This is a genomic window from Rahnella sp. 2050 (assembly GCF_040544515.1).
Lineage (GTDB): Bacteria > Pseudomonadota > Gammaproteobacteria > Enterobacterales > Enterobacteriaceae > Rahnella > Rahnella aceris.
Genome location: NZ_JBEPKE010000001.1, coordinates 349,900 through 376,233, shown reverse-complemented (window position 1 = coordinate 376,233; position 26,334 = coordinate 349,900). Strand labels below are relative to the sequence as shown.

25 protein-coding genes and 1 pseudogene are annotated in these 26,334 nt (G+C 53.1%); 14 read left to right on the top strand and 12 right to left on the bottom strand.

Annotated features, from left to right (window positions below; translation table 11 throughout):
• The first annotated feature begins 130 nt into the window (after positions 1-130).
• The gene (locus ABIC79_RS01585) at positions 131-985 is read left to right on the top strand and encodes an aldo/keto reductase (RefSeq protein ID WP_112152625.1); all 855 of its coding nucleotides are present in this window, start codon (positions 131-133) and stop codon (positions 983-985) included.
• Positions 986-1,067: 82 nt separating this feature from the next.
• On the opposite strand, the gene ABIC79_RS01580 is transcribed toward ABIC79_RS01585, so the two are convergent.
• Positions 1,068-1,937, bottom strand: coding sequence for a D-hexose-6-phosphate mutarotase (locus ABIC79_RS01580; protein WP_119261589.1), 870 nt, complete (start codon positions 1,935-1,937; stop codon positions 1,068-1,070).
• 166 nt (positions 1,938-2,103) lie between these two features.
• Entirely contained in the window at positions 2,104-3,102 is a 999-nt protein-coding gene (gene gapA, locus ABIC79_RS01575; RefSeq protein ID WP_013575362.1) for a glyceraldehyde-3-phosphate dehydrogenase, read from the bottom strand.
• A 349-nt stretch (positions 3,103-3,451) separates the two neighbouring features.
• Here gapA and msrB point away from each other — a divergent pair, with 349 nt between their 5' ends.
• Positions 3,452-3,865 carry a peptide-methionine (R)-S-oxide reductase MsrB gene (msrB, locus tag ABIC79_RS01570; RefSeq protein ID WP_119261590.1) on the top strand — a complete coding sequence of 138 codons (414 nt, stop codon included), beginning with the start codon at positions 3,452-3,454 and terminating at the stop codon, positions 3,863-3,865.
• Between the two features lie 95 nt (positions 3,866-3,960).
• Entirely contained in the window at positions 3,961-4,233 is a 273-nt protein-coding gene (locus ABIC79_RS01565; protein WP_015689892.1) for a YeaC family protein, read from the top strand.
• A gap of 76 nt (positions 4,234-4,309) precedes the next feature.
• Here the strand turns inward: ABIC79_RS01565 and pncA are convergent, their stop codons facing one another.
• The 3 genes from pncA to sppA all read right to left on the bottom strand — a co-directional run bounded on the left by pncA (position 4,310) and on the right by sppA (position 7,977).
• A complete protein-coding gene (gene pncA, locus ABIC79_RS01560; RefSeq protein WP_013575365.1) occupies positions 4,310-4,939 on the bottom strand; it encodes a bifunctional nicotinamidase/pyrazinamidase in 630 nt (209 codons plus the stop codon).
• Between the two features lie 13 nt (positions 4,940-4,952).
• Positions 4,953-5,966: an asparaginase gene (ansA, locus tag ABIC79_RS01555; protein ID WP_013575366.1), complete on the bottom strand. Its 1,014-nt coding sequence runs from the start codon at positions 5,964-5,966 to the stop codon at positions 4,953-4,955.
• A 157-nt stretch (positions 5,967-6,123) separates the two neighbouring features.
• The gene (gene sppA, locus ABIC79_RS01550; RefSeq protein ID WP_013575367.1) at positions 6,124-7,977 is read right to left on the bottom strand and encodes a signal peptide peptidase SppA; all 1,854 of its coding nucleotides are present in this window, start codon (positions 7,975-7,977) and stop codon (positions 6,124-6,126) included.
• A gap of 179 nt (positions 7,978-8,156) precedes the next feature.
• On the opposite strand from sppA, the gene ABIC79_RS01545 reads away from it, so the two are divergent.
• The 3 genes from ABIC79_RS01545 (at position 8,157) to ABIC79_RS01535 (ending at position 11,188) form a co-directional block, all read left to right on the top strand.
• Positions 8,157-8,708: an NAD(P)H nitroreductase gene (locus tag ABIC79_RS01545; RefSeq protein ID WP_013575368.1), complete on the top strand. Its 552-nt coding sequence runs from the start codon at positions 8,157-8,159 to the stop codon at positions 8,706-8,708.
• Positions 8,709-8,931: 223 nt separating this feature from the next.
• Positions 8,932-10,881, top strand: coding sequence for a DNA topoisomerase III (locus ABIC79_RS01540; protein WP_183065299.1), 1,950 nt, complete (start codon positions 8,932-8,934; stop codon positions 10,879-10,881).
• Positions 10,874-11,188, top strand: coding sequence for a DUF1496 domain-containing protein (locus ABIC79_RS01535; RefSeq protein ID WP_013575370.1), 315 nt, complete (start codon positions 10,874-10,876; stop codon positions 11,186-11,188). The genes ABIC79_RS01540 and ABIC79_RS01535 overlap by 8 nt, the downstream gene beginning before the upstream one ends.
• Positions 11,189-11,262: 74 nt before the next feature.
• Here the strand turns inward: ABIC79_RS01535 and ABIC79_RS01530 are convergent, their stop codons facing one another.
• Both ABIC79_RS01530 and xthA read right to left on the bottom strand, forming a co-directional pair.
• Complete coding sequence (locus ABIC79_RS01530; RefSeq protein WP_013575371.1) at positions 11,263-11,664, bottom strand: pyrimidine (deoxy)nucleoside triphosphate diphosphatase; 402 nt, start codon at positions 11,662-11,664, stop codon at positions 11,263-11,265.
• Positions 11,664-12,473 carry an exodeoxyribonuclease III gene (xthA, locus tag ABIC79_RS01525; RefSeq protein WP_013575372.1) on the bottom strand — a complete coding sequence of 270 codons (810 nt, stop codon included), beginning with the start codon at positions 12,471-12,473 and terminating at the stop codon, positions 11,664-11,666. Before xthA ends, ABIC79_RS01530 begins: the two co-directional genes overlap by 1 nt.
• A gap of 255 nt (positions 12,474-12,728) precedes the next feature.
• Here xthA and tyrR point away from each other — a divergent pair, with 255 nt between their 5' ends.
• Positions 12,729-14,303 carry a transcriptional regulator TyrR gene (gene tyrR, locus ABIC79_RS01520; protein WP_015689897.1) on the top strand — a complete coding sequence of 525 codons (1,575 nt, stop codon included), beginning with the start codon at positions 12,729-12,731 and terminating at the stop codon, positions 14,301-14,303.
• 77 nt (positions 14,304-14,380) lie between these two features.
• Here tyrR and tpx read toward each other — a convergent pair whose 3' ends face one another.
• Positions 14,381-14,884 carry a thiol peroxidase gene (tpx, locus tag ABIC79_RS01515; RefSeq protein WP_013575374.1) on the bottom strand — a complete coding sequence of 168 codons (504 nt, stop codon included), beginning with the start codon at positions 14,882-14,884 and terminating at the stop codon, positions 14,381-14,383.
• Positions 14,885-15,020: 136 nt separating this feature from the next.
• On the opposite strand from tpx, the gene ycjG reads away from it, so the two are divergent.
• Together ycjG and ABIC79_RS01505 are read left to right on the top strand one after the other, a co-directional pair.
• The gene (ycjG, locus tag ABIC79_RS01510) at positions 15,021-15,998 is read left to right on the top strand and encodes an L-Ala-D/L-Glu epimerase (protein ID WP_013575375.1); all 978 of its coding nucleotides are present in this window, start codon (positions 15,021-15,023) and stop codon (positions 15,996-15,998) included.
• Between the two features lie 145 nt (positions 15,999-16,143).
• Positions 16,144-17,778 carry an ABC transporter substrate-binding protein gene (locus ABIC79_RS01505; protein ID WP_112152467.1) on the top strand — a complete coding sequence of 545 codons (1,635 nt, stop codon included), beginning with the start codon at positions 16,144-16,146 and terminating at the stop codon, positions 17,776-17,778.
• 64 nt (positions 17,779-17,842) lie between these two features.
• Here ABIC79_RS01505 and ABIC79_RS01500 read toward each other — a convergent pair whose 3' ends face one another.
• Positions 17,843-19,045 (bottom strand): MFS transporter, encoded by a 1,203-nt coding sequence (locus tag ABIC79_RS01500; protein ID WP_013575377.1) that lies wholly within the window; start codon positions 19,043-19,045, stop codon positions 17,843-17,845.
• Between the two features lie 113 nt (positions 19,046-19,158).
• Between ABIC79_RS01500 and ABIC79_RS01495 the strand changes: the two genes are divergently transcribed.
• From ABIC79_RS01495 to ABIC79_RS01485, 3 genes are all read left to right on the top strand, one after another.
• Positions 19,159-20,094: a LysR family transcriptional regulator gene (locus ABIC79_RS01495; RefSeq protein WP_013575378.1), complete on the top strand. Its 936-nt coding sequence runs from the start codon at positions 19,159-19,161 to the stop codon at positions 20,092-20,094.
• A gap of 79 nt (positions 20,095-20,173) precedes the next feature.
• Complete coding sequence (gene zntB, locus ABIC79_RS01490; protein ID WP_013575379.1) at positions 20,174-21,157, top strand: zinc transporter ZntB; 984 nt, start codon at positions 20,174-20,176, stop codon at positions 21,155-21,157.
• Positions 21,158-21,440: 283 nt separating this feature from the next.
• Positions 21,441-22,118: a hypothetical protein gene (locus tag ABIC79_RS01485; RefSeq protein WP_013575380.1), complete on the top strand. Its 678-nt coding sequence runs from the start codon at positions 21,441-21,443 to the stop codon at positions 22,116-22,118.
• Positions 22,119-22,177: 59 nt separating this feature from the next.
• Here the strand turns inward: ABIC79_RS01485 and ttcA are convergent, their stop codons facing one another.
• Together ttcA and ABIC79_RS01475 are read right to left on the bottom strand one after the other, a co-directional pair.
• Positions 22,178-23,113 carry a tRNA 2-thiocytidine(32) synthetase TtcA gene (gene ttcA / locus ABIC79_RS01480; RefSeq protein ID WP_013575381.1) on the bottom strand — a complete coding sequence of 312 codons (936 nt, stop codon included), beginning with the start codon at positions 23,111-23,113 and terminating at the stop codon, positions 22,178-22,180.
• Between the two features lie 103 nt (positions 23,114-23,216).
• Positions 23,217-23,393: pseudogene (locus tag ABIC79_RS01475) on the bottom strand (site-specific integrase); the annotation flags it as partial.
• Positions 23,394-23,654: 261 nt separating this feature from the next.
• Here ABIC79_RS01475 and ABIC79_RS01470 point away from each other — a divergent pair.
• A complete protein-coding gene (locus ABIC79_RS01470) occupies positions 23,655-23,888 on the top strand; it encodes a YgdI/YgdR family lipoprotein (RefSeq protein ID WP_015689902.1) in 234 nt (77 codons plus the stop codon).
• A 32-nt stretch (positions 23,889-23,920) separates the two neighbouring features.
• Positions 23,921-24,163, top strand: coding sequence for a YgdI/YgdR family lipoprotein (locus ABIC79_RS01465; protein ID WP_013575383.1), 243 nt, complete (start codon positions 23,921-23,923; stop codon positions 24,161-24,163).
• Between the two features lie 116 nt (positions 24,164-24,279).
• Here the strand turns inward: ABIC79_RS01465 and ABIC79_RS01460 are convergent, their stop codons facing one another.
• Positions 24,280-26,079, bottom strand: a complete 1,800-nt coding sequence (locus tag ABIC79_RS01460) for a sodium:solute symporter family transporter (protein ID WP_112152469.1) — start codon at positions 26,077-26,079, stop codon at positions 24,280-24,282.
• Between the last annotated feature and the right edge of the window lie 255 nt (positions 26,080-26,334).

Here is a 26,334-nt window from a genome sequence, read left to right as displayed (position 1 = left end):
GGCAATGCACCATCATGGTGAACATATTGCACATTAGTGGGGCGTATCGCCCCATTTGCACATTTATAGATCAGTAAATTTTCAAAGAATCGAATTAACTTTTCAGCTATGACCCAACCGGAGGAAACAGATGAAAGCGAAGACCGTGCAATTGCCTGATGGCACGACAGTACCCGCAATCGGACAAGGTACCTGGTATATGGGGGAACGGAACAGTGATCTCCGTGCCGAAGTGAAGGCCTTGCAGCAAGGGCTGGATGCCGGTATGACGCTGATCGACACTGCAGAAATGTACGCGGATGGCGGTGCGGAAAGGGTGGTCGGTGAAGCGATATCCGGGCGGCGTGATGACGTGTTTCTGGTGTCAAAAGTGTATCCGCATCATGCCGGTGGCGCGAAAGCGATCGCCGCCTGTGAGCAAAGTCTGAAGCGTTTAAAAACAGATTGTCTAGACCTGTATTTGTTGCACTGGCGTGGTTCGATTCCGCTACATGACACTGTCACGGCGATGGAAAAATTGCAGCAATCCGGCAAAATCCGGCGCTGGGGTGTCTCTAATCTTGATACTGACGATATGCAGGCGCTGTGGAAAATCCCCGGAGGCAATGCATGCATGACCAATCAGGTGCTGTATCACGCGGCAGTCCGTGGCATTGAGTTTGACCTGCTGCCGTGGTGTGAGGAGCACAGCGTTCCCGTTATGGCCTATTGCCCGCTGGCGCAGGCCGGCAAGTTACGTCACGACGTCCTGACTGCACCGGTGATGCAGGAAATCGCCAACGCTCGGGGTGTCAGCAGCGCGCAGATTGCTCTGGCCTGGGTAACGCGCACCGGTAACGTGATCGCTATTCCTAAAGCGGTACAACCGCAGCACGTGAAAGATAATGCGGCGGCGCTGACGCTCAGCCTGACGGCCGATGAAATAGCACGAATTGACACAGTATTCCCGGCACCGAATCATAAAACGCCGCTGGATATGGTTTGAAGTCAATCATTCACATCGGTCATCAGACGATAAAAAGGGGCCATCTGGCCCCTATGTCATCTTTGCTGCAAACCTAAACCGGTTATTTACGGACAGAGAAGGTCACTGCCAGACGCGCTGGCGCGGCATGCGTAGAGGTGTGTGTATGAGAAACTTGCGCCGTTTCAACGCACACCATGGTTTTATATCCGTCATCCGGCATATCAGCCATGCTCACCGACAGTGCAGAACCCGGATTCCAGGCCACCACATCGGCGTTATTTTCATGTGCGACAACCAGCGTACGTTTCAGAACCGGATCAACGATTTCGCTGGTGGCTTGCGGCTGGGTGTAGATGCGGTCAGTCTGGCCCGTGAAGGTCAGATCACCGTCTTCCTGCTTGGCTTTTGCGCCATCGACTTTATCAATAAAGCTGTTGCCCAGGCCTTTAATAGTGACATCGGCGATGTCGCCAATGTTGAAATAGGTGTGCAGGGCGCTGTTGGCTTCGAAATCACCGGTCGACTCCAGCTCGATGTGGCAGGTTGCCCCGAGCGTGAAGCGTGCCGTCAGCGTGAATGCATGCGGCCATAATTCCAGTGTTTCAGGGGAGCTTTTCAGCGTTAAGGTCAGTACCACATTTTCGTCAGTTTCTTTGTGGTCAGTCAGTTCCCACGCAACGTTACGTGCAAAACCGTGTGAGGGTTTGCCCGCCGGACCAAACCACGGCCAGCAGATAGGGATACCGCCACGAATCGCAACGCCTTCTTTGAACGCGCTGGCGCTGCTCATCCATAGCACCGGCTCTTCGCCTTCAGGCTGCCATGCCAACAGATGTGCACCTTGCAGGGCAATGGCAGCACGGACTTTCGGATGAGTCACAACGAGTACCGGCAGTTCGTCGACAAGACGCTGGCTAACGGAGGTAGAGATTTGGTTTACGATCGGAAGAGAAAAGAGTTGTTCTGTCATTATCTAAAATCCTGTCAGGGTTAAACAATTACGATTTTGAACCAAGACTACACATGAACCAAACCCGTCTGTTTGATCGCACTCATGTGCTGATAAAAAAGTGCATCCGACAGAAAGCAAAAGGGCGACTTGCGTCGCCCTTCAATCAGTTCATTCACATAACCAATTATTTGGAAACGTGAGCGATCAGATCCAATACTTTGTTTGAATAGCCAGTTTCGTTGTCGTACCAGGAAACCAGTTTCACAAAGTTGTCGTTCAGCGCGATACCTGCTTTCGCATCGAATACGGAAGTCAGTTTTTCGCCGTTGAAGTCGGTAGATACTACGTCGTCTTCGGTGTAGCCCAGAACGCCTTTCAGATCGCCTGCTTCAGAAGCTGCTTTGATTACTGCGCAGATTTCTTTGTAAGACGCTGGTTTTTCCAGACGTGCAGTCAGGTCAACAACAGAAACGTTAGGAGTAGGAACGCGGAACGCCATACCCGTCAGTTTACCGTTCAGAGCTGGGATAACTTTACCTACTGCTTTAGCAGCACCGGTAGAAGAAGGGATGATGTTCTGGGATGCGCCGCGGCCGCCGCGCCAGTCTTTGTGAGACGGGCCATCAACGGTTTTCTGAGTTGCGGTAGTTGCATGAACAGTGGTCATCAGTGCTTCAACGATACCGAAGTTGTCGTTGATAACTTTAGCCAGTGGTGCCAGGCAGTTAGTGGTGCAAGATGCGTTAGAAACGATTTCCTGACCTGCGTATTCTTTATGGTTAACACCCATAACGAACATTGGGGTGTTGTCTTTAGAAGGACCAGTCAGAACAACTTTCTTAGCGCCTGCAGTGATGTGCTTACGAGCAGTCGCATCATCCAGGAACAGACCAGTAGCTTCAGCTACAACGTCAACGTTAACTTCATTCCATTTCAGGTTAGCTGGGTCACGCTCAGCGGTAACACGGATGGTTTTGCCGTTAACAACCAGGTGACCGTCTTTAACTTCAACAGTACCGTTGAAACGACCATGAGTTGAGTCGTACTTCAGCATGTATGCCATGTAGTCCGCGTCTAACAGATCGTTGATTGCTACGATCTCAATGTCAGAACGTTCTTGAGCAGCACGGAAAACAATGCGACCGATACGGCCAAAACCGTTGATACCTACTTTGATAGTCATATATTCCACCAGCTATTTTTTTAGTGAATAAAAGGTTGGTTGTAAAATTACAAAAACCTTGCTGAGCGTCAAGCGGAATCGTGTCAATTATTGCTGTAAGTCAAAGCGACGACCTACTCTTGCTCGCTTATTGCACGTTCCGTTTTTAAATCGGCTCACAACCACATGGGGGCGAAAAACAGAATATAAAGAGCCGGAAGATCAGGAGTGTGATCGCCATCACAAGTTGCAAGCTGGCTAACGCTGATGCCATACAGTTTAGGACAAAACGGGCAGACTCGTTGTTAATTTTTTGTTATTATAAACTGTTATTTAAGTTGATTTTTATATTCGTCAGAGAACGAGAATCATGAGCATTGAAGCCAAATCTTCCCCTACACTTGACCAACTCACTGAAATTCAACGTTATGTCACGCAGGAGCACGGAACAGAACCTCCGTTCTCCGGAAAATTGCTGCACAACCACCGCGAAGGGATTTATCATTGCGTGGTCTGCGAGTCAGCGTTGTTCTACTCCGATACCAAATACGATTCCGGCTGTGGCTGGCCAAGTTTTTATCAGCCAGTTAACCCTGATGCGATCAAATATCTCACTGATAATTCGCATAAAATGGCGCGTGTCGAAATCCGCTGTTCCCGCTGTGAAGCTCATCTGGGGCATGTTTTCCCGGATGGCCCGAAACCGACAGGTGAACGTTACTGCATAAACTCTGCCTCAATGAGCTTTACGGATGGCAAAAGTGGCAATAAAACCCGCGGTTAGTTCGCAAGAAAATGGTGATGTAATTTTACCGACAAAATCGATTCAGCTATTATTCAAAACCGTTTGAATAATACAGATGAACACAAGGTGCTCAGATGGAAATTAATCAACTTATTGATGTAATGACGCCGGAAATTTACGCACGTCTCGCGCAGGCAGTTGAACTCGGAAAGTGGCCGGACGGTGTCGCGCTGACGCCGGAACAGAAAGAGCACAGCCTGCAGGCCGTGATGCTGTATCAGTCGCGTCACAATGTTGATGCCCAGCACATGAGCATTGGCACGGACGGGCAGATTGTCACCAAAAGCAAGCAGGAACTGAAACAGCAATTTACGCAGGATACGCTGATTAAACTGAAGCCGGAGTAAGTGGGCGGGTTGCGAAAGTGCTGTTTGCTGATAAAGGCGCTGAAGCGCCTTTATCAAGTCAGACGGGAAGACAAATTCAGCCTGTTACTGCCTCAGAGGTACTGATTTTTGCCCCTGCTTTACGCATCGCTTCAACCGCTTCAGCACTGTCTTCGGGTTGCAGATTGACGCCACGGCAACCGTCGGTCAGCAGTGTCACCTGATAACCTTGCTCCAGCGCATCCAGCACCGTGAATTTCACACAGTAATCCGTCGCCAGCCCCATCACATACACATGTGTAATCTGCGCCGCTTTCAGCCAGTCATTGAGCATCGTAGCAGCACGATGTCCGTTATCGAAAAACGCACTGTAACTGTCGATGTCAGGATTGGTGCCTTTCTGCACCACAAAATCCACCTGCGGCAGATTCAGCCCCGGGTGAAATTCAGCGCCCGGTTCACGCTGAACGCAGTGAACCGGCCACCAGACTTGCGGCAGACCGTTCAGTTCGCCCGACGTCCAGGGCTCCGCGTGGGAATTCACCGCAAAGCTGCGATGTCCCGCCGGATGCCAGTCCTGCGATGCCACCACGGCGATGTCATGGCTTTTACACCATGTCATCATCTTATTGGCAACCGCAATCGTGGCGTCGCCGTCAGTCACGGCCAGCGCGCCGCTGCGACAAAAATCATTTTGCAGATCGACCAGCAACAAAGCAGATTTCATATCGCCCTCTTATTTATTCGGTGAGTTCGCCGCGCAGGTTTTGCTGCATCAGTTCGCGGATTTCCTCGGGAGTGTGTGACTGGCTGAGCAGATAATGCAACTTGGTCAGTGCCGCTTCCACGGTCATATCAAAGCCGCTGATCACACCGGAATGGGCGAGGGCGTTGCCGGTGGCATAGCCGCCCATGTTGACGCGCCCTGAAATACATTGCGTCAGATTAACCACCACAATGCCGCGCTCAGATGCGTCTTTCAGCACTTTCAGCAGGTCGCCTTTTTGCGGGGCGTTACCGACACCGTAGGAGCGCAGGATCAGCGCTTTTACCGGTTGCATCAGGAAGTTTTGTACCACTTCGGCGGAAATGCCCGGGTAGATCGTTACCACGCCGATCGGTTGTGGCGTGATGTGATGCACTTTCAGCTTCGCCGCAGGCACTTCAGGCAGTGACGGCGTGGAAAGTCGGCGGATGTGGATCCCGGCTTCCAGCAGCGGCGAAAGGTTCGGTGAGGCAAAGGCATCGAAACCATCTGCGTGCGCTTTGGTGCTGCGGTTGCCGCGATACAGACGGTTGTTGAAGAACAGGGTGACTTCGTTGACCGGATGATTCGCGGCGATATACAGCGAGTTCAGCAGGTTGATCTGACCATCAGAACGCAACGCTTCAAGCGGAATCTGTGACCCTGTCACAATCACCGGTTTGCTCAGATTTTCCAGCATGAACGACAGTGCAGAAGCGGTGAATGCCATGGTGTCGGTGCCGTGCAGGATAACAAAACCGTCGTAGTCGTCGTAATGCGCCTGAATATCGTCGGCGATGTGCTGCCAGTCTTCCGGCGTCATGTCGGAGGAATCCATCAGAGGCGCGTATTCCTGAATGGTAAATTCAGGCATCTCAGGGCGATGGAATTCAGGCATCAGCGCCAGCTGACGTTGTAAATGGCCGGACACCGGAATGTAACCCTGTTCAGAACGCTGCATACCGATTGTGCCGCCGGTATAGGCAACGTAAATAGATTTTTTAGTCATCGAAGATGTTCTTTTTTAGAAAGGTGAAAGCAACTGCGCTAAGTATAAAGGCTTCGTGGCTGACGTCCCACCCTAAAAAAGCCCGGAGTTCTCAGCAAGAAGCTCCGGGCTGTGCATTAAGGCGATTCTTTATCCCACATTATCCCAAAACGGAACGTTACTTCACATCACCACAGGTCAGGCAGAGTGCGTAACGGTTCTGCGGATCGTTCATGTTGCTGAACAGGTCAGCCTGTGATTTCAGCGCCATGGCCATTTTGCTCACCGGCGCAGGCAGATACGCCTGGATTGCCGCTGGCAACATAGCGTGGACCGATGCGCTGACCTGCGAGAATACCAGGTCGCTCAGGCTTGGCTCGCTGACATACCAGTTCAGTTGCCATTTTGGCAGTTTGGCCAGTTCAGCGGCTTTCTTCACAGCGTCATCGAAATCACCCAGCTCATCAACCAGGCCATTGGCTTTGGCATCTGAACCGATCCACACGTGGCCCTGGGCGATCTGGTCGATCTGCTCAGGCGTTTTGTGGCGTGAATCGGCAACCAGACCGAGGAAGGTTTTATAACCGTTCTCGATATTGAGTTGCATCATCTGCGAGAACTCCGGCGGCAGCGCTTTGGTGGAAGCGATATCCGCCAGCGGTGACGTTGCCACGCCGTCGGTATGCACACCCGCGTAATCGAGCGTGTTCTGGTACGTGTTGATTACACCAAAGATACCGATGGAGCCGGTGAGGGTGCTCGGGCTGGCGATGATGTAGTTGGCTGGTGTTGAAATCCAGTAACCGCCGGATGCCGCCATACCGCCCATTGAAACCACAACCGGTTTACCTGCGGCTTTCGCAGCCGCGAGTTCGGAACGGATGACTTCAGAAGCGCTGACGCTGCCGCCCGGGCTGTTAACGCGCAAGACAATCGCTTTCACTTTCGGATCCAGACGGGCATCACGAATTTGCTGTGCCGTGGTGTCGCCACCGACTGCGCCCGGTTGTTCTTCACCGTCGTTAATTGCACCGGTGGCAAAGATCACCGCGATTTGCGGATCGTTGTTGTCCGGTTTTGGCTTCGGCGAATAATCGTAAATGCTGGTGTAATTAAAGTCTTTGGTGTCTTTGTTCCAGCCAAAGGCTTTCACCATCTCGTTGTCGGCTTCGGTGCGTGACGCCAGTGCATCAACCAGCTTGGCTTTCAGCGCATATTGCGCCATATCACCGCCGGTTGCCTGCATACCCGCCAGCACGCCCGCCGCACCCGGGAACAGTTGTTCGGGCGTGATCTGACGGTTGGCTGACACGGTATTGAGATAGTTGGTCCACAATCCGCCAATCCAGCGGCTGTCTGCCTCACGGGCGTCAGGAGACATATCATCACGGATCAATGGCTCAACGGCAGATTTATAGGTTCCGACGCGGAAGATATTGGTGGTGACTTTCAGCTTATCCAGCAGGGATTTGTAATACAGATTGTTAGTGGCAAAACCGTGAAGATCGACCGCGCCCTGCGGCGACAGATAGATTTTGTTGGCGTAACTGGCCAGATAATATTGTGACTGGTTATAGCTGTCGCCGATGGCGTAAACCGGTTTGCCTGCATCGCGGAATTCACGCAGCGCTTTACCGATGTACTGCAGTGAAGACTGGTCGGTGCCGGTGAAATCGGTCAGCTGTAACACAATCCCGGTAACGTTTTTGTCGTCTTTAGCGGAGCGGATGGTCTCGACGAGATCAAACAGCGAGTTCTCCTGCAAGCGGCTGCTCGACGTGCCCAGCAATTCGCGGCCCCACTGACGGACTTTATTATTGACGGAAGGCTTGTCGACCACTGAGCCGCTCAGATCAACCAGCAGTGCACCTTGGGTCGTTTCGACAGGCTTGTCCTGCACGGCATACCAGATGCCAACACCAGCCAGAATAATGAGAATAAGGAATACGTTGAGAATGAATTCTCTGACGAAATTAAGAAGACGCCAGGTCCACTTAAAAAAACCGGCGATAATTCGCCACAATGTGCGCATGGTCTCTCCAACAAGACAGATAAGTCCCGCTATCCTAATGACCCGCCAGAAAAATGTCAGCTTTAAATCATGTCAGAGTTTGGCAGTGATGCATTATCTGAAAGCCAGTTGACCGTTGGAAAAAGGCGTTACGATTATGTTAACGTAATTCAAATAGCAATTATTCTCAGGAGAATATCATGGACGCTTTGGACTTATTACTTAACCGCCGTTCTGCTTCCCGCCTGGCTGCACCGGCACCGGCCGGTGAAGCGCTGCAAAACATCATCCATGCGGGTATGCGCGCCCCGGATCACGGTGCCCTGCAACCCTGGCGTTTTGTCATTGCTGAAAACGACGGCCTGACCCGTTTCAGTGAGGTGCTGCGCGCGGCCGCCATAAAAGACGGCGCGGATGAAAAAGCCATTGAGAAAGCCACGCAGGCGCCATTGCGCGCACCGCAAATTATTACCGTGATTGCCGTGTGCAAAGAAAGTCCTAAAGTACCGCAATGGGAACAGTTGCTTTCCGCCGGTTGTGCGGTTCATGCCATGCAGATGGCTGCACTGGCGCAGGGTTTTAACGGCATCTGGCGTACCGGCGCGTGGACTGATCATCCGGACGTACGCAAGGCATTCAAATGTGGTGAAAACGATAAAATCGTCGGTTTCCTGTATCTCGGTACACCGCAACTGAAAGCCAGTTTGCAGGTGATCCCGGCCGACAGCACGCCATTCGTCACGCATTTGTAAAATCAGACCGCTCACTTATCAACCGGTTTTGATCGGCCTTTTCCGATTAAACCGGTTTTTTGCTGCCTAAATGAGCGACCGCCGTCGCGGATCCTTGTAACCATCTTACTAATTACGCCGTCAGCGGCTAACATAGCCACTCTGCATGATGAGGACGTAGTGAAATGAAGGGTGGGATAATGGAAATCTTTGTCGCGATTACACCGCAAACAGGTGCCTGTTGATGCGTCTGTTCATTGCCGAAAAACCCAGCCTTGCCCGCGCGATTGCGGATGTCCTGCCGAAACCTCATCGCCGGGGCGATGGTTATATTGCCTGTGGCAACGATCAGGTGGTGACCTGGTGCGTCGGCCACTTACTCGAACAGGCGCAGCCCGATGCCTACGACAGCCGCTTTGCGCGCTGGTCGCTCGCCGATTTGCCGATCATTCCTGAAAAGTGGCAGCTTCAGCCGCGTTCTTCCGTCGCCAAACAACTCAACGTGATTAAACGCTTATTGCTCGAGGCCTCGCAGGTTGTCCACGCCGGTGACCCGGATCGCGAAGGGCAGTTGCTGGTGGATGAAGTGCTGGATTATCTCGAACTGACGCCGGAAAAACGTCACGCGACCCAGCGCTGCCTGATTAACGATCTCAACCCGCAGGCCGTCGAGCGTGCTATTGAGCGGTTGCGCGACAACCGTGATTTTATTCCGCTGTGTGTTTCCGCGCTGGCCCGCGCCCGTGCCGACTGGCTTTACGGCATCAATATGACCCGCGCCTACACCATTCTGGGGCGCAACGCCGGTTACAACGGCGTGCTCTCCGTCGGACGCGTACAGACCCCGGTTCTCGGACTGGTGGTCCGTCGCGATGAAGATATCGAAAACTTCGTGCCGAAAGATTTCTTTGAAGTAAAAGCGCATATCGTCACACCTGCCGAAGAGCGTTTTGTCGCGCTGTGGCAGCCGAGTGATTCCTGCGAGCCGTATCAGGATGAAGAAGGGCGATTGCTGCACCGTCCGCTGGCCGATCATGTCGTGGCGCGTATTGCCGGACAACCGGCGATGGTCACCGGCTATAATGACAAGCGTGAGAATGATATTGCGCCGCTGCCGTTTTCACTCTCCACATTGCAGATTGAAGGCTCGAAAGCCTTTGGGCTGAGTGCTCAGCAAATTCTTGATATCTGCCAGAAATTGTACGAAACGCACAAATTGATTACGTATCCGCGTTCGGATAGCCGATACCTGCCAGAGGAGCATTTTGCCGGGCGTCATGCCGTGCTGAATGCCATTGGCGTTCACCGGCCTGACCTGATGCCACAACCGGCAGTGGATACCGATTTACGTAACCGTTGCTGGGATGACAAAAAGGTTGATGCGCACCATGCGATTATCCCGACGGCGCGCAGCAGTAACGTCAATCTGACGGATGACGAACGCAAAATTTACGGCCTGGTGGCGCGTCAGTATCTGATGCAGTTCTGCCCGGATGCGGTTTACCGCAAATGTGTTATCGACCTGGATATCGCGGGCGGTAAATTTATCGCCAAAGCGCGTTTTCTGGCCGAGGCGGGCTGGCGCACGTTGCTGGGCAGTAAAGAACGCGACGAGGAAAACGAAGGCACGCCACTGCCGGTGGTGGCCAAAGGTGACGAACTGTTGTGCGAGCGCGGAGAAGTGGTTGAACGCCAGACCCAGCCGCCGCGGCCTTTTACCGATGCTACATTGCTTTCCGCCATGACCGGGATTGCGCGTTTTGTGCAGGATAAAGAACTGAAAAAAATCCTGCGTGCGACAGATGGATTAGGTACGGAAGCAACGCGTGCCGGGATTATCGAGCTGCTGTTCCGCCGCGAATTTTTGTATAAGAAAGGGCGCTATATTCATTCCAGCGATACCGGCCGCGCGCTGATCCACTCGCTGCCGGACATCGCCGCCCGCCCGGATATGACCGCTGACTGGGAATCCACGCTGACGCGTATCAGTGAAAAGAGCTGCCGTTATCAGGATTTCATGCAACCGCTGGTCGCGACGTTGCAGAATCTCATCATGCAGGCCAAAACGAACCGGGTGTCTTCGGCATTCCGCAGTCTGCCTTCCAAACCGGCGGGCGCTGTGGCGAAAGGCAAAAGCGCCCCTAAACGCCGCAAAGCGAGTACCAAAGGGAAGGAAGCAAACAGTGATGAATAATGTTTTTATCCGTAAAGTTCTGATGGCAGCGCTGATCAGTTCCGCGTTGCTGGCTGCACCGGCGATGGCGAACCGCAGCAATATCGGCAACGGTACGGATGTCGTTGTGCCATTGCCGCCGCAAATCTGGCAGAACAGCGGCAACAACAATAACAGCGCGCCAACCTGCCACAATTGCTGTATCTACAACAACCAGAGTTACAGCGAGGGGGCCGTTGTCACGGCAGACAGCGTGGTCCTGCAGTGTTCCCGTGATCCGAATGTGGTGGGCACCAACGAACTCAAATGGCAAGTGTTGAAGAAATAACGCTTTCTTAAAATGTTCAGACAAAAAAGGCGCGAAACTGGCAACAGTCCGCGCCTTTTTATTTGCCATGATCGCTAACCGGCAAATTTTGCCAGATAAGCTTGTGCCAGCGGGATATCCGCCGGTGCCAGTTCAAACGACAGCACCTCATCCGGCGTTACCCAACAGATTTCAGAGTGACACTGTAACCTAATCTCGCCGGTAAACCCGCTGACCCGCCAGCCATGCAAACGAATTAACCGTTCAGACTGTTGCACAACGCTGGTGGCGATGAAATCTTCCACCGTGGCAGTGATGCCCATTTCTTCCTGCAACTCGCGCACTAATGCAGCAGGCTGGCTTTCCCCGGCTTCGACTTTGCCGCCGGGAAATTCCCACAAACCGGCCTGATCGCCGGACGCATCCCGACGGGCAAGCAGCAATTTGCCCTCGCGCTCAATCAGGGCGGCGACCACGTCAATCGTTTTCATGGTCATTACTTCAGGTCGAACGTCGCCCAGATTGGCGCATGGTCAGACGGCCTTTCCATCCCGCGGATATCGTAATCAATCCCGGTGGCGATACAACGCGCGGCCAGCGGCGTGCTCGCCATGATCAGATCAATACGCAGACCACGGTTTTCATCAAAGCCGCGTGAACGGTAATCAAACCACGAGAATTTATCAGCGGTGTCGGGGTTGGCGGCACGGAAGGTGTCGATCAGACCCCAGCCTTTCAGGCGATCCATCCACTCACGTTCTTCCGGCAGAAACGAACATTTACCGGTGCGCAGCCAGCGTTTGCGACTGTCTTCGCCGATACCAATGTCCAGATCGGTCGGGCTGATATTCACATCGCCCATCACCACGACCGGATTGTTCACCGACAAACTGGTGGTCAGGTAATCCTGCAAATCACGGTAAAACTTCTCTTTTGCCGGGAATTTAGTCGGATGGTCGCGGCTTTCACCCTGCGGGAAGTAACCGTTGATGACTGTCAGAATGCCTTGTGGCGTTTCGATATCGGTCATGATGATGCGGCGCTGAGATTCTTCATCATCACCGGGGAAACCACGGCGTACAGCGACGGGTTCTTGCTTGGTCAGCATGGCAACGCCGTAATGGCCTTTTTGCCCGTGATAAAACACGTGATACCCGTGCTGGCTGACTTCTTCCAGCGGGAACATATCGTCATGCACCTTGGTTTCTTGTAAACCAATAACGTCAGGCTGGTGCTGTTCGATTATTGCCGCAAGCTGATGTGGACGTGCGCGCAATCCATTGATATTAAAGGAGACGAACTTCATAGTCGGGAACCATTTGGCGATGAAATCAGAAGGGCGATAGTAGCAGAAAAAGGCGGGATGGCGAAACCAACATGTGCCGGATGCTGTCAGCAGAAATCACTATGAAAGCAAAATCCTTACCCGATCATCATGGCAGTCAGATGTCATTCAGCGAATTATTTTGTCAACTTTTCGTGACAGTCTCTTCTTCCGGTGTACATGAAAGAGTATTATGCCTGCAGCGATTTCCGCACCGGCAGAAAAAGGTCAACACTGATGCGTCTGGAAGTTTTTTGCGAAGACCGCCTGGGTCTCACCCGTGAACTCCTCGATTTACTGGTTTTACGCAGTATTGATTTACGCGGTATCGAGATTGCCTCGATTGGCCGTATTTACCTGAATTTTTCCCAACTGGATTTTGATACTTTTCGCGCCCTGATGGCTGAAATCCGCCGCATTGACGGCGTGACGGACGTCCGTACCGTGTCGTTCATGCCTTCCGAACGGGAGCATCGTGCGTTACGCGCTTTACTGGTTTCCATGCCGGAACCGGTTTTTTCCATTGATATGAAAGGCAAGGTCGAGCAGGCCAATCCGTCGGCGATGGCATTGTTTGAACTTGATGAAGACAAAATCCGCAATGTGACAGCAGCGAATCTGATCACCGGTTACAACGTCACGCGCTGGCTGGAAAGCGAAAATGCCCAGCCACACACCGAACGTATTGTGATCCGCAGCCAGGATTTCCTGATGGATCTCACGCCAATACATGTGGATGACGAAGACGAAAAAGGCGGAATTGCCGGCGCCGTCGTCATGCTCAAATCGGCTGCCCGCATGGGACGTCAGTTGCAGGATCTGACTGTTAACGATGACAGTGAGTTTGACCACATCGTCGCAGTCAGCACCAAAATGCGTCACGTTTTGGATCAGGCGCGTAAACTTGCCATGCTGGATGCGCCGCTGCTGATTGTCGGTGATACCGGCACCGGTAAAGATTTACTGGCGCATGCCTGCCATCTGCGCAGTGCACGCGGCAAAAAACCTTTCCTCGGTCTGAACTGTGCGTCGCTGCCGGATGACGTCGTAGAAAGTGAGCTGTTTGGCTACGCGGCAGGCGCTTATCCGAATGCGCTGGAAGGCAAAAAAGGCTTCTTTGAACAGGCTAACGGCGGCTCCGTGCTGCTCGATGAGATCGGTGAAATGTCGCCGAGAATGCAGATCAAACTGCTGCGCTTCCTCAATGACGGTACGTTCCGTCGCGTGGGTGAAGAGCACGAAGTGAAAGTGGATGTCCGCGTGATGTGCGCCACTCAGAAAAACCTGGTGGAACTGGTGCAGCGCGGCGAGTTCCGTGAGGATCTGTATTACCGCCTGAACGTGCTGAGCCTGACACTGCCACCACTGCGCGACCGTCCTGCGGATGTGATGCCGCTGACTGAACTGTTCGTGGCGCGTTTCTCGGATGAACAGGGGATGCCGCGTCCGAAACTGTCTTCACAGCTGGCGAATTACCTGACGCACTACGGCTGGCCGGGCAACGTCCGCCAGTTGAAAAATGCCATTTATCGTGCGCTGACGCAACTGGAAGGCGGAGAGCTACGCCCGCAGGACATCGTTCTGCCGGACTTTGACGCTGAAGTGACGATAGGTGAGGAAGCACTGAACGGTTCGCTTGACGACATCAGCAAACGTTTCGAACGCTCCGTGCTGACCCGGCTTTACCGCACTTATCCGAGCACGCGTAAACTGGCGAAACGTCTGGGCGTCTCACACACGGCTATTGCTAACAAACTGCGCGAATACGGCCTCAGCAGTCGTCGTGGCGAAACGGGCGACAGCGACGAGTAATTCCCGGTTCAGAAATTATGCACAATAAAAAAGCAACGGATTACGCCGTTGCTTTTTTTTCATCTGCTAAGAAGTGATTATTTCAGCACAGCCAGCGCAGATTCATAGTCAGGCTCAGTGGTGATTTCATTCACCAGCTCGCTGTACAACACGTTATCCTGACCATCCAGCACCACAACCGCACGGGCAGTCAGACCGGACAACGCGCCATCGGTAATGCCCACGCCGTATTCGGATTTGAAATCACCGCCACGCAGGGTGGACAGGGTAATCACATTGGACAGGCCTTCCGCGCCGCAGAAACGGGACTGTGCGAAGGGCAGATCAGCAGAAATGCACAGCACCACAGTGTTGTCGATGTCAGCCGCCAGCTGGTTGAATTTGCGGACGGACGTGGCGCAAACGCCGGTATCGATGCTTGGGAAAATGTTCAGGACTTTACGTTTGCCCGCGAAGCTGCTCAGGCTGACATCAGAAAGATCTTTAGCGACCAGGGTGAAAGGCTTAGCAACATCGCCTTTCTGAGGGATTTTGCCTGCAACGCTAACCGGGTTGCTTTGAAAGTGTACTGTCTGGGTCATGATTATTTCCTATTTCCATTTGAGTCAAACGGCTTTCAGTTTAGGGGAACAATGCTATGTTGGATATAGATTATTTGTTAATAAGTTGTATGTATTGATTGTATCCCGCAGGGCGCATTTCACTATTGGAGACGCTATGAGAAGTGTTCGCTTTTATCCTGAAGCCTGGCCGTTACATACGCCGTTTGTGATCTCCCGTGGCAGCCGCACTGAAGCGCGGGTGGTGGTGGTCGAAATAGAAGAAAGCGGCATTCGCGGCGTCGGGGAATGCACGCCGTATCCGCGTTATGACGAGAGCGAAACCTCGGTAATGGCACAAATCGCCAGCGTCGTTACCGCTATAGAACAGGGTGCCAGCCGCGAAAAACTGCAACAGATACTTCCGGCAGGCGCCGCCCGCAATGCGCTGGACTGTGCGCTGTGGAACCTTGAATCCCAGACCAGTGGCCTGAATTTATGGCAACTGACCGGCACTGAACCGCTGCCTTCCATCAGCATGGCGCAGACGGTGAGTATCGGTTCGCCGGAAGCGATGGCGGAAGCGGCGCTGGCCTTGCAGCAAAAGGGGGCGACTCTGCTGAAAATCAAACTTGATGACCGCCTGATTGCCGAACGGCTGGTGGCGGTGCGTGCCGCCGTGCCGAACGCCTCGCTGATTATCGATGCCAATGAAGCCTGGCAAAGTGACGGACTGGCGGCTCGCTGTCAGTTGCTGGCTGACCTCGGCATTCTGATGCTTGAACAGCCGCTGCCTGCCGGTGAGGATTCGGTACTGGAAAACTTTATCCACCCGCTGCCGATTTGCGCTGACGAAAGCTGTCATACGGTTGAAGGCTTACCGGCGCTGAAAAACCGCTATGACATGGTGAACATTAAACTGGATAAAACCGGTGGACTCACCGGTGCACTGGTGCTGGCAGAAGCCGCGCGTGAACAGGGTTTTGAGATTATGCTCGGCTGCATGTTGTGCACGTCACGGGCGGTTCGCGCAGCATTACCGCTGACGGCGGGGGCTAAGTTTATTGACCTTGATGGCCCGACCTGGCTGGCTCAGGACGTCGAACCGGCCATGAAATTTCACTGCGGTGGCATTGACGTTGCCGGTTCGGACTGACTTCGCCCGGCTTTTTATTCACCAAACCCGGCGGTTTTGTGCGCGAAGGCAAATCTGTAATGATTTCTTATAGGGAATTATTACCGGTAATGATAAAACTCGTGAATGTTTCAGGGCGTAGCCCTTTGTCAGTTCAGGAGAATTTATGCTGCAGGGAAATCCATTTCCGCTTTTATCGTATTCCGCATGCGCCGCGCTGGTGGCGCTGACTGCCAGTCAGGCTATCGCCGCTCAGGTTCCTGCCGGTTCCCAGCTCGCTACCAAACAGGAAATTGTCCGTCACATTAAAGACGAACCCGCCTCACTGGATCCGGCAAAAGTTGTCGGCCTGCCGGAAGCGCAGGTGGCGCGTGATTTATTCGAAGGGCTGGTGAATCAGGACGCCACCGGGAAAAATATTCCGGGCGTGGCGGAAAGCTGGCAAAACCAGAACAATCAGGTATTCCTGTTCACTTTACGCAAAGACGCCAAATGGTCGAACGGCGATCCGGTGACCGCACAGGATTTTGTCTATAGCTGGCAGCGTCTGGTGGATCCGAAAGGGTCATCATCCGGCGCGTGGTTTGCCGGGCTGGCCGGCATTGCTAATGCGGATGCGATTATCGCCGGGAAAATGCCGGTGGATAAACTGGGTGTGACCGCCGTCAGCCCGACGCTTTTACGCGTTACTCTGGATAAACCGGTGCCTTATTTCGTCAGTCTGCTGGCGAATTTCAGCCTGTTCCCGGTGCATAAAGCCACTGTTGAAAAATACGGTGATGAATGGACTAAACCGGGCAATCTGGTGGGTAACGGCGCGTATGTGCTGAAAGACCGCGTGGTCAATGAAAAGCTGGTGCTGGAACCGAACCCGTATTACTGGGATCATGCCCGCACGGTGCTGACGAAAGTCACCTTCGTGCCGATCAACAAAGAATCCAACGCCACGAAACGTTATCTGGCCAATGATATCGACATCACCGAGTCCTTCCCGAAAGACCAGTACAAAAAATTGCTGCATGATTTGCCGGGGCAGGTTTACACGCCGTATCAGCTCGGCACTTATTATTACGCCTTCAATACCCGCCGTGCGCCGACCGACGACGTCCGGGTGCGTCAGGCGCTTTCACTGAGCATTGACCGTAAAATTATTGCTGAAAAAGTGCTGGGCACGGGCGAAAAACCGGCGTGGCGCTTTACGCCGGATGTGACCAACGGCTTCAAACCGGTTGAAAGTGAGCTGCAGCAATATTCACAGGAAGAACTGAACGCACAGGCGAAAAGCCTGCTGGCGGCGGCCGGTTACGGCCCGTCAAAACCGCTGCATCTGACGCTGCTGTACAACACCTCGGAAAGCCATCAGAAGATTGCCATCGCAGTGGCATCGATGTGGAAAAAGACGCTGGGTGCCGATGTGAAACTGGTGAATCAGGAATGGAAAACGTACATCGACAGCCGCAACACCGGTAATTTCGATGTGATCCGCGCGTCCTGGGTCGGCGATTACAACGAAGCCTCGACGTTTCTGTCGCTGCTGACGTCCACACATAACGGCAACATCAGCAAATTCAGCAATGCGGAATACGATAAAGTCATCAGTGACGCCAGCCGTGAAACCAGCGAAGCGCGCCGCAATAATGACTACAACAAAGCCGAGCAGATTATTACCGGGCAGGCACCCATTGCGCCGATTTATCAGTACACCAACGGCCGTCTGATCAAACCCTGGGTGAAAGGCTATCCGATTAATAACCCGGAGGATGTGGCTTACAGTCAGGAAATGTACATCCTCAGACATTGATATTTCTGACGTAAAAAAGCGCCCGCAGTGAATAGCTGCGGGCGCTTTTCTTTTATCTCATCTTTCAGTTTTTACGGCTGAACAGACGTAGCAAGAGTGCCGCACCTGCCGCAATCGTTGCCAGCGCCACCACACCCGTCCAGCCACCGGTTGCCAGCGCTTTACTGCCCAGCGCCGCACCGGCTGACATGCCGATAAACACCACGGTGAACAGCAGGGCATTCAGTCTGCCGCGTGCCGCTGGTTCAAGGCCATACACCAGCGTCTGATGTGCCACCAGCGTGGCCTGAATACCTAAGTCAAAACCGATGGCGCTCAGCACAATCAGCGCCAGCTGAGCGTGCGGTGACAACAGCGGTAACAGGAACATCGCCGCAAAAGAAATCATCACCAGTGCTGAACCCATTTGCGTGACCCGCGCCGGGCCTTTCTTATCGGCTAACGCACCGGCCAGCGGCGCAGCTAATGCCCCTGCTGCACCCGCCAGACCAAATGCCCCGGCCACCGCGCTGCCCAGATGGAACTGTTCGTTAAGCATAATCGCCAGCGTTGACCAGAAGGCACTGAACGCGACGGACAGCAAACCCTGAGCCAGTGCGGCATGACGCAGTGTTTTATAGTTTTTCCACAAGCCAAACATCGAGTGCAGCAGACCGGCATAACTGATACGTGTATCCGGTTTGAAACGCGGCAATACCCGCCAGAGCGCAACGCCAATCAGCGCGACGCTCAGCGCCGCCAGCTGATACATCACCCGCCAGCCAAAATATTCGGCCACAAAACCACTGAGTACGCGGGAAAGCAAAATCCCGACCAGAAGACCGGTCATCACCGTGCCGACCGTTTTCCCCCGCTGTGCAGCTGGCGCCAGATGCGCCGAGGCGGGCACGATATCCTGCGCCATGGTGGCACCGATACCGGTGATCAGGCTGGCGACCAGCAAACCGTGAATGCCTGGCACAAAACCACACAGCAACAACGCAGCGGCCAGTAAAATGCTTTTCAGCAGAATAATGGTGCGGCGGTCATGGCGGTCACCCAGCGGAATGAGAAACAGAATTCCCAATGCGTAACCGGCCTGTGTGAGCGTCGGAATCAGACCGACGGATGTGGTGCTGGCTTGCAGATTACCGCCCATAATGCCGAGCATCGGCTGGCTGTAGTAAATCGAGGCGACGCTTAACCCCGCACCGGCGGCCAGTGTAAAAATGATTTTGCCCGACAGGGCGGATCCCTCAACATGGGATGTGCTGGTAAGTTCTGACATAACGTGACCCCTGAATAATAAGTTTGTAGCCGTAAGTGCGTGGAATGCATTCTTCACCCGAATGGTTATAAGTGGTAGCCTGCGGAAAGGTAAAACTGTTATACGTGAGGCGTATGAATACACCCGTCACCAGCGGTATTGACCGTATCGACCTGATGCAAACTTTTGTGCGTATTGTGGAAAGCGGCAGTTTGTCTGCGGCTGCGGCGCAACTGAGCACCAGCCAGCCGACCGTCAGTCGCCGTTTGCAGTCACTCGAGCGCCTGCTGGGCGCGAAACTTATCCTGCGCACCACCCACGCGATGAAGCTCACCGACGACGGCCAGCGGTGTTATGAGCAGGCAAAATTATTACTCGAACGCTGGGTCTCGCTGGAAGATCAGCTAAGCGGGGCGGGTGATGAACCGGTGGGGACCCTGCGGGTGCGTGCGCCGCATGCGTTCGGACAGGACCAGCTGATCGCGCCGCTGACCCGTTATTTACAGCGATACCCGAATCTTTCCGTCGACTGGATGCTGAATGACCGCACGCCGGACTTCATTTCTGAAGATATTGACTGCGCCATTCAGGTGGGGAATGTTGCCGATCCGTCGATGGTGGCCATTTTGCTGGCCGAGGTGCCACGTATTGTGGTGGCGACGCCGGAACTGCTGCGGCAGCATCCGGTTACCCGGGTCAGCGAACTGGCAAAATTACCCTGGATTTCTTTCAGCACGTATTACCGCAACGAATTTACGCTAAAACATGACAATGACGGCAGAATGGAAAGTTGCAACATTGCGCCGCGTATGGCGACTGACAGTTTATACGCCATGCGTAAGGCCGCGTTGTCGGGATTAGGGGCGGGCATTGTGTCTGCGTGGATCGTCAAAGAAGACATCGCCGAAGGACGTTTACAGCGCGTATTACCCGGCTGGAACGCCTTGCCGCTGCCGGTTTATCTGGTCTATCCGTATTCCAGTTATTATCCGGCGCGCCTGCGCAAATTCCTCGAAATGATGCGCGGCGTGATGCCTGAACTGGCCGAAATGCAGACACCCGGCGGGTAGAAACACTCGGTTATGTCGCGAAACTGAGAGACTTAGCGCTAAACTTAAAACAGATAACGAAGAAAAAGCGAGGAATGTCGTGGAAGTCATCAAGGGAAAAGAACTACAGGTTTCGGATGCCGTTTATGCTTTCCAGATGGACGGACAGGGCGGCGTGAACGATATCAGTCCGCTATGTGTCGCCAGTGAAGATAAACCCTGCTGGTTGCATCTTGATTACACGCTTCCTGCCAGCGAACAGTGGATCAACAGCACGCCGGTGTTACCGGATACCGTGCGCGAGGCACTGGCCGGGGACAGCGTCCGCCCGAAAGTTATGCGCGTAGGCGAGGGCACGCTGATCACCTTGCGCAGTATCAATCTTAATGCGGATGCGCGGCCCGATCAGCTGGTCACCATCCGCGTCTACCTCACCGATAAAATGATTGTCTCCACGCGGCACCGGAAAGTGTTTTCCATGGAAGAGATGATCGGGGATATGAAGCAAGGCAGCGGGCCGCGGAATACCGGACGCTGGCTGGTGGAAATTTGTGATGCGCTGACCGATCACACCAGTAATTTCATTGAAGATCTGCACGATAAAATTATCGATATTGAGGATGATTTGATGGAGCAGCAGGTGCCGGAGCGGGGTGCGATGGCGTTGCTGCGCAAACAGCTTATCGTTTTACGTCGCTATATGGCGCCGCAGCGCGATGTGTTCTCCCGCCTTGCCAGTGAACGCCTGCCGTGGATGAATGACGATGACCGCCGTCTGATGCAGGAAATTTCCGATCGGCTGGGGCGCGGACTGGATGATCTGGATGCCAGCATTGCGCGTACTGCCGTGCTCTCGGATGAAATCAGCTCACTGTTGGCCGATTCACTGAACCGCCGCACTTACACCATGTCGCTGCTGGCGATGGTCTTCCTGCCTGCGACGTTCCTGACCGGTCTGTTTGGTGTCAATCTGGGCGGTATTCCCGGCAATACCTCGCCGTTTGGTTTCGGGATTTTCTGTGCCTGTCTGCTGGCGCTGGGCGGTGGTGTCGCACTGTGGATGAAAAAAAGCCGGTGGCTGTAGAGCATTAACTGGCTGAAAAAAAGCCAAAAAAAAGCCGGTCATAAGACCGGCGTCGTTCGAATTAAATTGTGCTATGCATTAATTCTAAAAATTTGGAAATAAGACAATATGGAGCACAACGCCCATCGCTTGACGTTGCATTCACCTGCGGAATAGATACTGCACCGATTCAGCCATTCTAATGTTGATTTCGCTCAATCTTTTTTAAGGTTTCTCCCCTGCGGAAGGCCTGTACAGGCATTTTTGCTTGCCTGCCTTATTTTCGACATAACAGGAGATTGCTGTGCATACCCGGGAAATGATTCATCAGGCGTATGAAAATACGACCACTAAAACATCCGGCATCTGGAAAAACCACCGCGACACGGGCGAAATCCGCACTGAGCCTTTTTATCACCCGACGCGGCTTGCCATCACCAGCGGTCATCGCGCAGGCCCCCGGATGGCGGGGTTACTGGCAGACTTAGCCACCGCTGCGCAGGGGGATCTGCTGGCCGATGTGGCGCAGGTTAACGGCATGCATTTCACTTTTTTCGCCATCACGCAGGCGCTGTATGACCGCCCTGAAGACGCGGAAGGCCTCGCGGATCTGATCAGCATTTTTGAACAGTATTGCCGTGGCCATGTTATGCAGATCAGCGATTTGCGGCTGGTGGCTTTACCGGATCAGCTTCTGCTGGCCGGATTTCCGGACGCGGAAAGTTTGCGGGTGAGACAGGCGCTGGTTGAGCATCTGCTGAATACGCCGTGGGCAGCCAGGATCAGAGAGCGATTCCCCAACACGGAAATCCCGCAAGTCTTCTGGCACAGCACCTTGCTGCGTTACAGCGCGCAATATCTGCCTGAATCGCTGCGTGTCTGGTTCCATGAAAACCGGCAGAAAGACTTTGGCTCGCTGAGTTTGCCGGTGAACCTTGTCATGACTAATTACAACTGGACGGAGACGTTCACACTAGCCTGATAAACAAAAAGCCCGCATTGCGCGGGCTATAAGATTCACAGTGAACGCTGCGCGGGAGATTATTTAATTTCCAGCACGTTCAGACGCTCAACCGGCACCGCCGCTTCATCTTCATCCGGCTGCCAGCCAACAGGCTGCATCGGCATATCTTCACGGTCAAACGCCAGATCTCCACCGTCGACTACGGCATCGCCATGACGGATCCCTTTAAAATCGAACAGATTCATGTCATTGAGATGCGAAGGCACCACATTTTGCATCGCGCTGAACATGGTCTCAATGCGGCCAGGATATTTTTTATCCCAGTCTTTCAGCATGTCGCCGATAACCTGACGTTGCAGGTTTGGCTGCGAGCCGCACAGGTTACAAGGGATAATCGGGTATTCGCGCGCAATCGCAAAACGTTCGATATCTTTCTCGCGGCAGTATGCCAGCGGACGGATCACGATGTGTTTACCGTCGTCGCTCATCAGTTTTGGTGGCATTCCTTTCAGCTTGCCGCCGTAGAACATGTTGAGGAACAAGGTTTGCAGAATGTCATCGCGGTGATGGCCGAGGGCAATCTTGGTACAACCCAGTTCCGTCGCGGTGCGGTACAAAATCCCGCGGCGCAGACGTGAACACAGGGAACAGGTCGTTTTGCCTTCCGGGATTTTATCTTTGACGATGGAATAGGTGTCTTCGGTGACAATCTTATATTCCACACCCAGCGCGTCTAAATACTCAGGCAGGATGTGTGCCGGAAACCCCGGTTGTTTCTGGTCAAGATTGACCGCCACCAGTGAAAAATTCACCGGCGCGCTTTGTTGCAGGTTGCGCAAAATTTCGAGCATGGTGTAGCTGTCTTTTCCGCCGGAAAGACAAACCATAATGCGATCACCTTCTTCGATCATACCGAAGTCAGCAATTGCTTTCCCAACGTCACGGCGCAGGCGCTTTTGTAGCTTGTTGAGGTTGTACTGATCTTTTTTATTAACTAATTGATTATCTGACATTTTTTTATGTTCGATTCGTCTGGTGGCGCAGCAGGGAAAACCTGCAACGCGAGTTTCTTGTTCAGCATACCGGTCGGGTCGCTTTCATGCTCCAACTGCCGATGATAAAAGGCGGGTTTGTTCCCGCAGTCAGCATCCGGCATGCGTTCGTGTGGCGCGTATGATACGGATTACGCCGTGAAATGTCAGCGCGTTTTATAGCAGCATTCCGGCATGCTCCGCTTGGGGAAAGGGAGTTGCAGGTCTGGAAGAAGAGGCGACCCTTATTTTCGGTGTCATAACGACAAATAAACTTTCAGATGTTCATGAGTACTTTCGGTCATCTCCGGCCAAGAATCGGCAAATTTTTCAGGCAACAGTTTAGGTTATTTTACCTGTCCGCAGAGGGGAAGCGGGGCTGTTTAAGGGATTTTGTGCCTTGAATGACACACCTGTGATGAACGTACGGGGCAAATACAGATGTTTCTCAATGAACAAGCTGAAATGCTAACTATGCTTACTAAACGCATTGTTAAATCAGAATCACTTTCAGGAGAGAAGTATGAACAGGAAAAACCTTATTGCCGCGTCACTTGCCGCTGTATCCATTCTTTTTGTCGCAGGTTGCGCGTCTAATCAGGCGATTAAAACTACGGACGGGAAAACCATCGTCACAGACGGTAAACCTCAGGTAGATGACGATACCGGTCTGGTGTCTTATAAAAATGCCGAGACGGGTAAAACCGAGCAGATCAATCGCGACCAGGTTAAAAATATGAGTGAACTGGATAACTGATTTATCCGGAAATTCTGACAAAGGAGAGAATGATGAACAGGAATTTATTGCCTCAAAAAATGCTTTTGCCTTTAGCCGCTATCCTGTGTGTCGCAGCGCTGTCTGGCTGTACCCGCACGAGTTATGCGATTCAGACCAATGATGCGCGAACCATCATCAGCGACGGTAAACCGAAAGAAGCAGATTCCGGTCTGCTGGAATATACCGACGCCAATGGTGTGAAACAGCAAATCAGCAAAACTGAAGTGAAACAGGTAACAGAACTTCCGAAGTAAATCCGGTGCGTAATCTTTTTTTGTCTGATATTAAAACCCGCTGCTAAAGCGGGTTTTTTATGAACGGATTACCGCAAACCGTTGCCCAAATCTCTGCATTGGTTTTCTCATTGCCCCTATCTTTGCGACGTCACCACATTGCGTTTTAATGCTTTTTTGGCCAGTGCGGCTTTCATGCCTTTTTCTGCGCTGCGGTGCAATATCCAGCCGAACAGCAGAACTGACAGGGCGCACAGCAGGAACAGGAGCCGTCCCCACAACGGATTCGGCACCAGCACCATCAGCAGCAACCCCGCGCCCATGTACATCGAAATACGGCCGATTTTATCGCGCTGCAGGCGGTCAAACTCATCTTGTTCATGGTCGGCATAGACGGGTGTCTCCATGTCAGAAAAGAACTGCTGGCGCTGAGTTTCCCGCACCGTATCGGACTCGCGATAGAACAGGGTGGTCAGACAGAAGAACCCGCCGGTAAACACCAGGTGCGCAAAGATATTCCACATGATCGCCACATCCAGCAGTTCACGTGCCGTCAGGGTGATCCCCAGCAGACGGGCGACATCCGGCGCGGTGAACAGGTTCGCCACCACATAAGACACACATAATCCGAATAATACGGTGACCCATGCCGCCCAGTCCGGCGTTTTACGGATAAACACACCGAGGAACAGCGGCACCACAATCGGTGCCTGCATCAGCGTGCCGACTTTCATCATCAGGTCGAACAGGCTGACTGTCTGCATGGTGTGCATGTATTGCGCCACCAGAATGACCAGTACGCCATTCACCACGCAGGCAATCTGGCCGACGCGCAACTGATATTTGTCGCTGCGTTCACTGTCGCGGTTAATGACCGGCGTCCAGAAGCTGCGTACAAAAATCCCGGAATTACGGTTCAGTGCACAATCCATAGAAGACATGGTGGCGGCGAACAGTCCGGCCATCAGCAGGCCGACGGTGCCCACCGGCATGGCGCGTTCTGCAAAAATCAGATACACCGCATCGGTCGCGTTTTTGCCCAGTTCCGGATGCGCGGTTGCCGCGTCAGGATAAAGGATCGCCACCGCCCACGGCGGAATGAACCAGATAATCGTACCGACCAGCATCAGCACTAACGCGAACAATGCCGCCTTTTTGGCATTGAAACTGTCTTTGGCATTCAGGAAGCGGTAGGAATCCTGCAGGTTATTGATGCTCTGCACATTCTTGATAAAGAAGAACAGGAAACAGGCCACCAGCAGGGAAATATAATGCGGGCCAACGTCAGGGCCGGTAATGAAGCCGGAAGGAAACTCCGTCACCAGTTTCACCGGGCCGCCGACTTTAAATAACGCCACCACTGCGCAGGCAATGGAAATAATCGCCACCACCAGCGTCTGCACAAAATCACTGGCGACCACGCCCCACGCCCCACTCAGCAGCGAAATCACCAGCACCACGATGCCCGTCACCCATAGCGTCAGAGTGATGTCGTGCCGGAATACCGCGCTGGCAAACACCGCCAGGCTGTTCAGCCATACGCCGGCGCTGAGAATGCTCAGCGGAATGATCATCCAGGTGAAAAACTGTTCATTACCTTTGCCGAAGCGATGGTTGATTGCCTCGGTTGCGGTATCAACACGCAACTGGCGGAAGCGGGCGGCAAACCACCACCAGGCGATCAGATAGCCGAACACGTTACCGGCAAACACGCTGACGACATTGAAACCGTAGCGGTAAGCCTGACCGGCCGCACCGGTAAATGTCCAGGCGCTGAACTGGATCATAAAGGCGGTCGCGCCGACCATCCACCAGAGCATTCGCCCGCCGCCGCGGAAATAGTGACTCGAGGAGCCGGACGCCATTTTTTTGAAGGCATAACTGATGGCAATCATTAAGACGAAGTAACCGATCATGACCAGAACGTTGATATCCATTGTCGTTACTCTCTTGTTTGTAGGGTGAGATGTTTTTTGGTTATGTATTGAGCAAGCGTAGAAGAGGGAATTGAAATTAAAAGTCGGACAAATAAGAAATGCTTAGTTTGTTATCAAATTGTGATTCTGGTCACTTGTTTGGCCTAATATCGGCTTTTAAGTCAATTCTAGCTGGCGAAAATGAAGGTTCATTGCTTTATTAGTATGACTAAAGCGTGAAATCTCAACGGGGAAATGGCGCGGAGCCGGGAGAAT

What these genes read in the sequence shown, in the direction of transcription:
- ABIC79_RS01565 (WP_015689892.1), top strand. Translation starts at nt 3,961, where the DNA reads ATGGAAATTAATCAACTTATTGATGTAATGACGCCGGAAATTTACGCA.
- ABIC79_RS01530 (WP_013575371.1), bottom strand. Translation starts at nt 11,664, where the DNA reads ATGACCATGAAAACGATTGACGTGGTCGCCGCCCTGATTGAGCGCGAG.
- msrB (WP_119261590.1), top strand. Translation starts at nt 3,452, where the DNA reads ATGAGCATTGAAGCCAAATCTTCCCCTACACTTGACCAACTCACTGAA.
- ycjG (WP_013575375.1), top strand. Translation starts at nt 15,021, where the DNA reads ATGAGAAGTGTTCGCTTTTATCCTGAAGCCTGGCCGTTACATACGCCG.
- ansA (WP_013575366.1), bottom strand. Translation starts at nt 5,966, where the DNA reads ATGACTAAAAAATCTATTTACGTTGCCTATACCGGCGGCACAATCGGT.
- ABIC79_RS01495 (WP_013575378.1), top strand. Translation starts at nt 19,159, where the DNA reads ATGAATACACCCGTCACCAGCGGTATTGACCGTATCGACCTGATGCAA.
- tyrR (WP_015689897.1), top strand. Translation starts at nt 12,729, where the DNA reads ATGCGTCTGGAAGTTTTTTGCGAAGACCGCCTGGGTCTCACCCGTGAA.
- sppA (WP_013575367.1), bottom strand. Translation starts at nt 7,977, where the DNA reads ATGCGCACATTGTGGCGAATTATCGCCGGTTTTTTTAAGTGGACCTGG.
- ABIC79_RS01505 (WP_112152467.1), top strand. Translation starts at nt 16,144, where the DNA reads ATGCTGCAGGGAAATCCATTTCCGCTTTTATCGTATTCCGCATGCGCC.
- pncA (WP_013575365.1), bottom strand. Translation starts at nt 4,939, where the DNA reads ATGAAATCTGCTTTGTTGCTGGTCGATCTGCAAAATGATTTTTGTCGC.
- xthA (WP_013575372.1), bottom strand. Translation starts at nt 12,473, where the DNA reads ATGAAGTTCGTCTCCTTTAATATCAATGGATTGCGCGCACGTCCACAT.
- ABIC79_RS01540 (WP_183065299.1), top strand. Translation starts at nt 8,932, where the DNA reads ATGCGTCTGTTCATTGCCGAAAAACCCAGCCTTGCCCGCGCGATTGCG.
- ABIC79_RS01500 (WP_013575377.1), bottom strand. Translation starts at nt 19,045, where the DNA reads ATGTCAGAACTTACCAGCACATCCCATGTTGAGGGATCCGCCCTGTCG.
- ABIC79_RS01580 (WP_119261589.1), bottom strand. Translation starts at nt 1,937, where the DNA reads ATGACAGAACAACTCTTTTCTCTTCCGATCGTAAACCAAATCTCTACC.
- ABIC79_RS01465 (WP_013575383.1), top strand. Translation starts at nt 23,921, where the DNA reads ATGAACAGGAATTTATTGCCTCAAAAAATGCTTTTGCCTTTAGCCGCT.
- ABIC79_RS01470 (WP_015689902.1), top strand. Translation starts at nt 23,655, where the DNA reads ATGAACAGGAAAAACCTTATTGCCGCGTCACTTGCCGCTGTATCCATT.
- ABIC79_RS01585 (WP_112152625.1), top strand. Translation starts at nt 131, where the DNA reads ATGAAAGCGAAGACCGTGCAATTGCCTGATGGCACGACAGTACCCGCA.
- ABIC79_RS01545 (WP_013575368.1), top strand. Translation starts at nt 8,157, where the DNA reads ATGGACGCTTTGGACTTATTACTTAACCGCCGTTCTGCTTCCCGCCTG.
- gapA (WP_013575362.1), bottom strand. Translation starts at nt 3,102, where the DNA reads ATGACTATCAAAGTAGGTATCAACGGTTTTGGCCGTATCGGTCGCATT.
- ABIC79_RS01535 (WP_013575370.1), top strand. Translation starts at nt 10,874, where the DNA reads ATGAATAATGTTTTTATCCGTAAAGTTCTGATGGCAGCGCTGATCAGT.
- tpx (WP_013575374.1), bottom strand. Translation starts at nt 14,884, where the DNA reads ATGACCCAGACAGTACACTTTCAAAGCAACCCGGTTAGCGTTGCAGGC.
- ttcA (WP_013575381.1), bottom strand. Translation starts at nt 23,113, where the DNA reads ATGTCAGATAATCAATTAGTTAATAAAAAAGATCAGTACAACCTCAAC.
- ABIC79_RS01460 (WP_112152469.1), bottom strand. Translation starts at nt 26,079, where the DNA reads ATGGATATCAACGTTCTGGTCATGATCGGTTACTTCGTCTTAATGATT.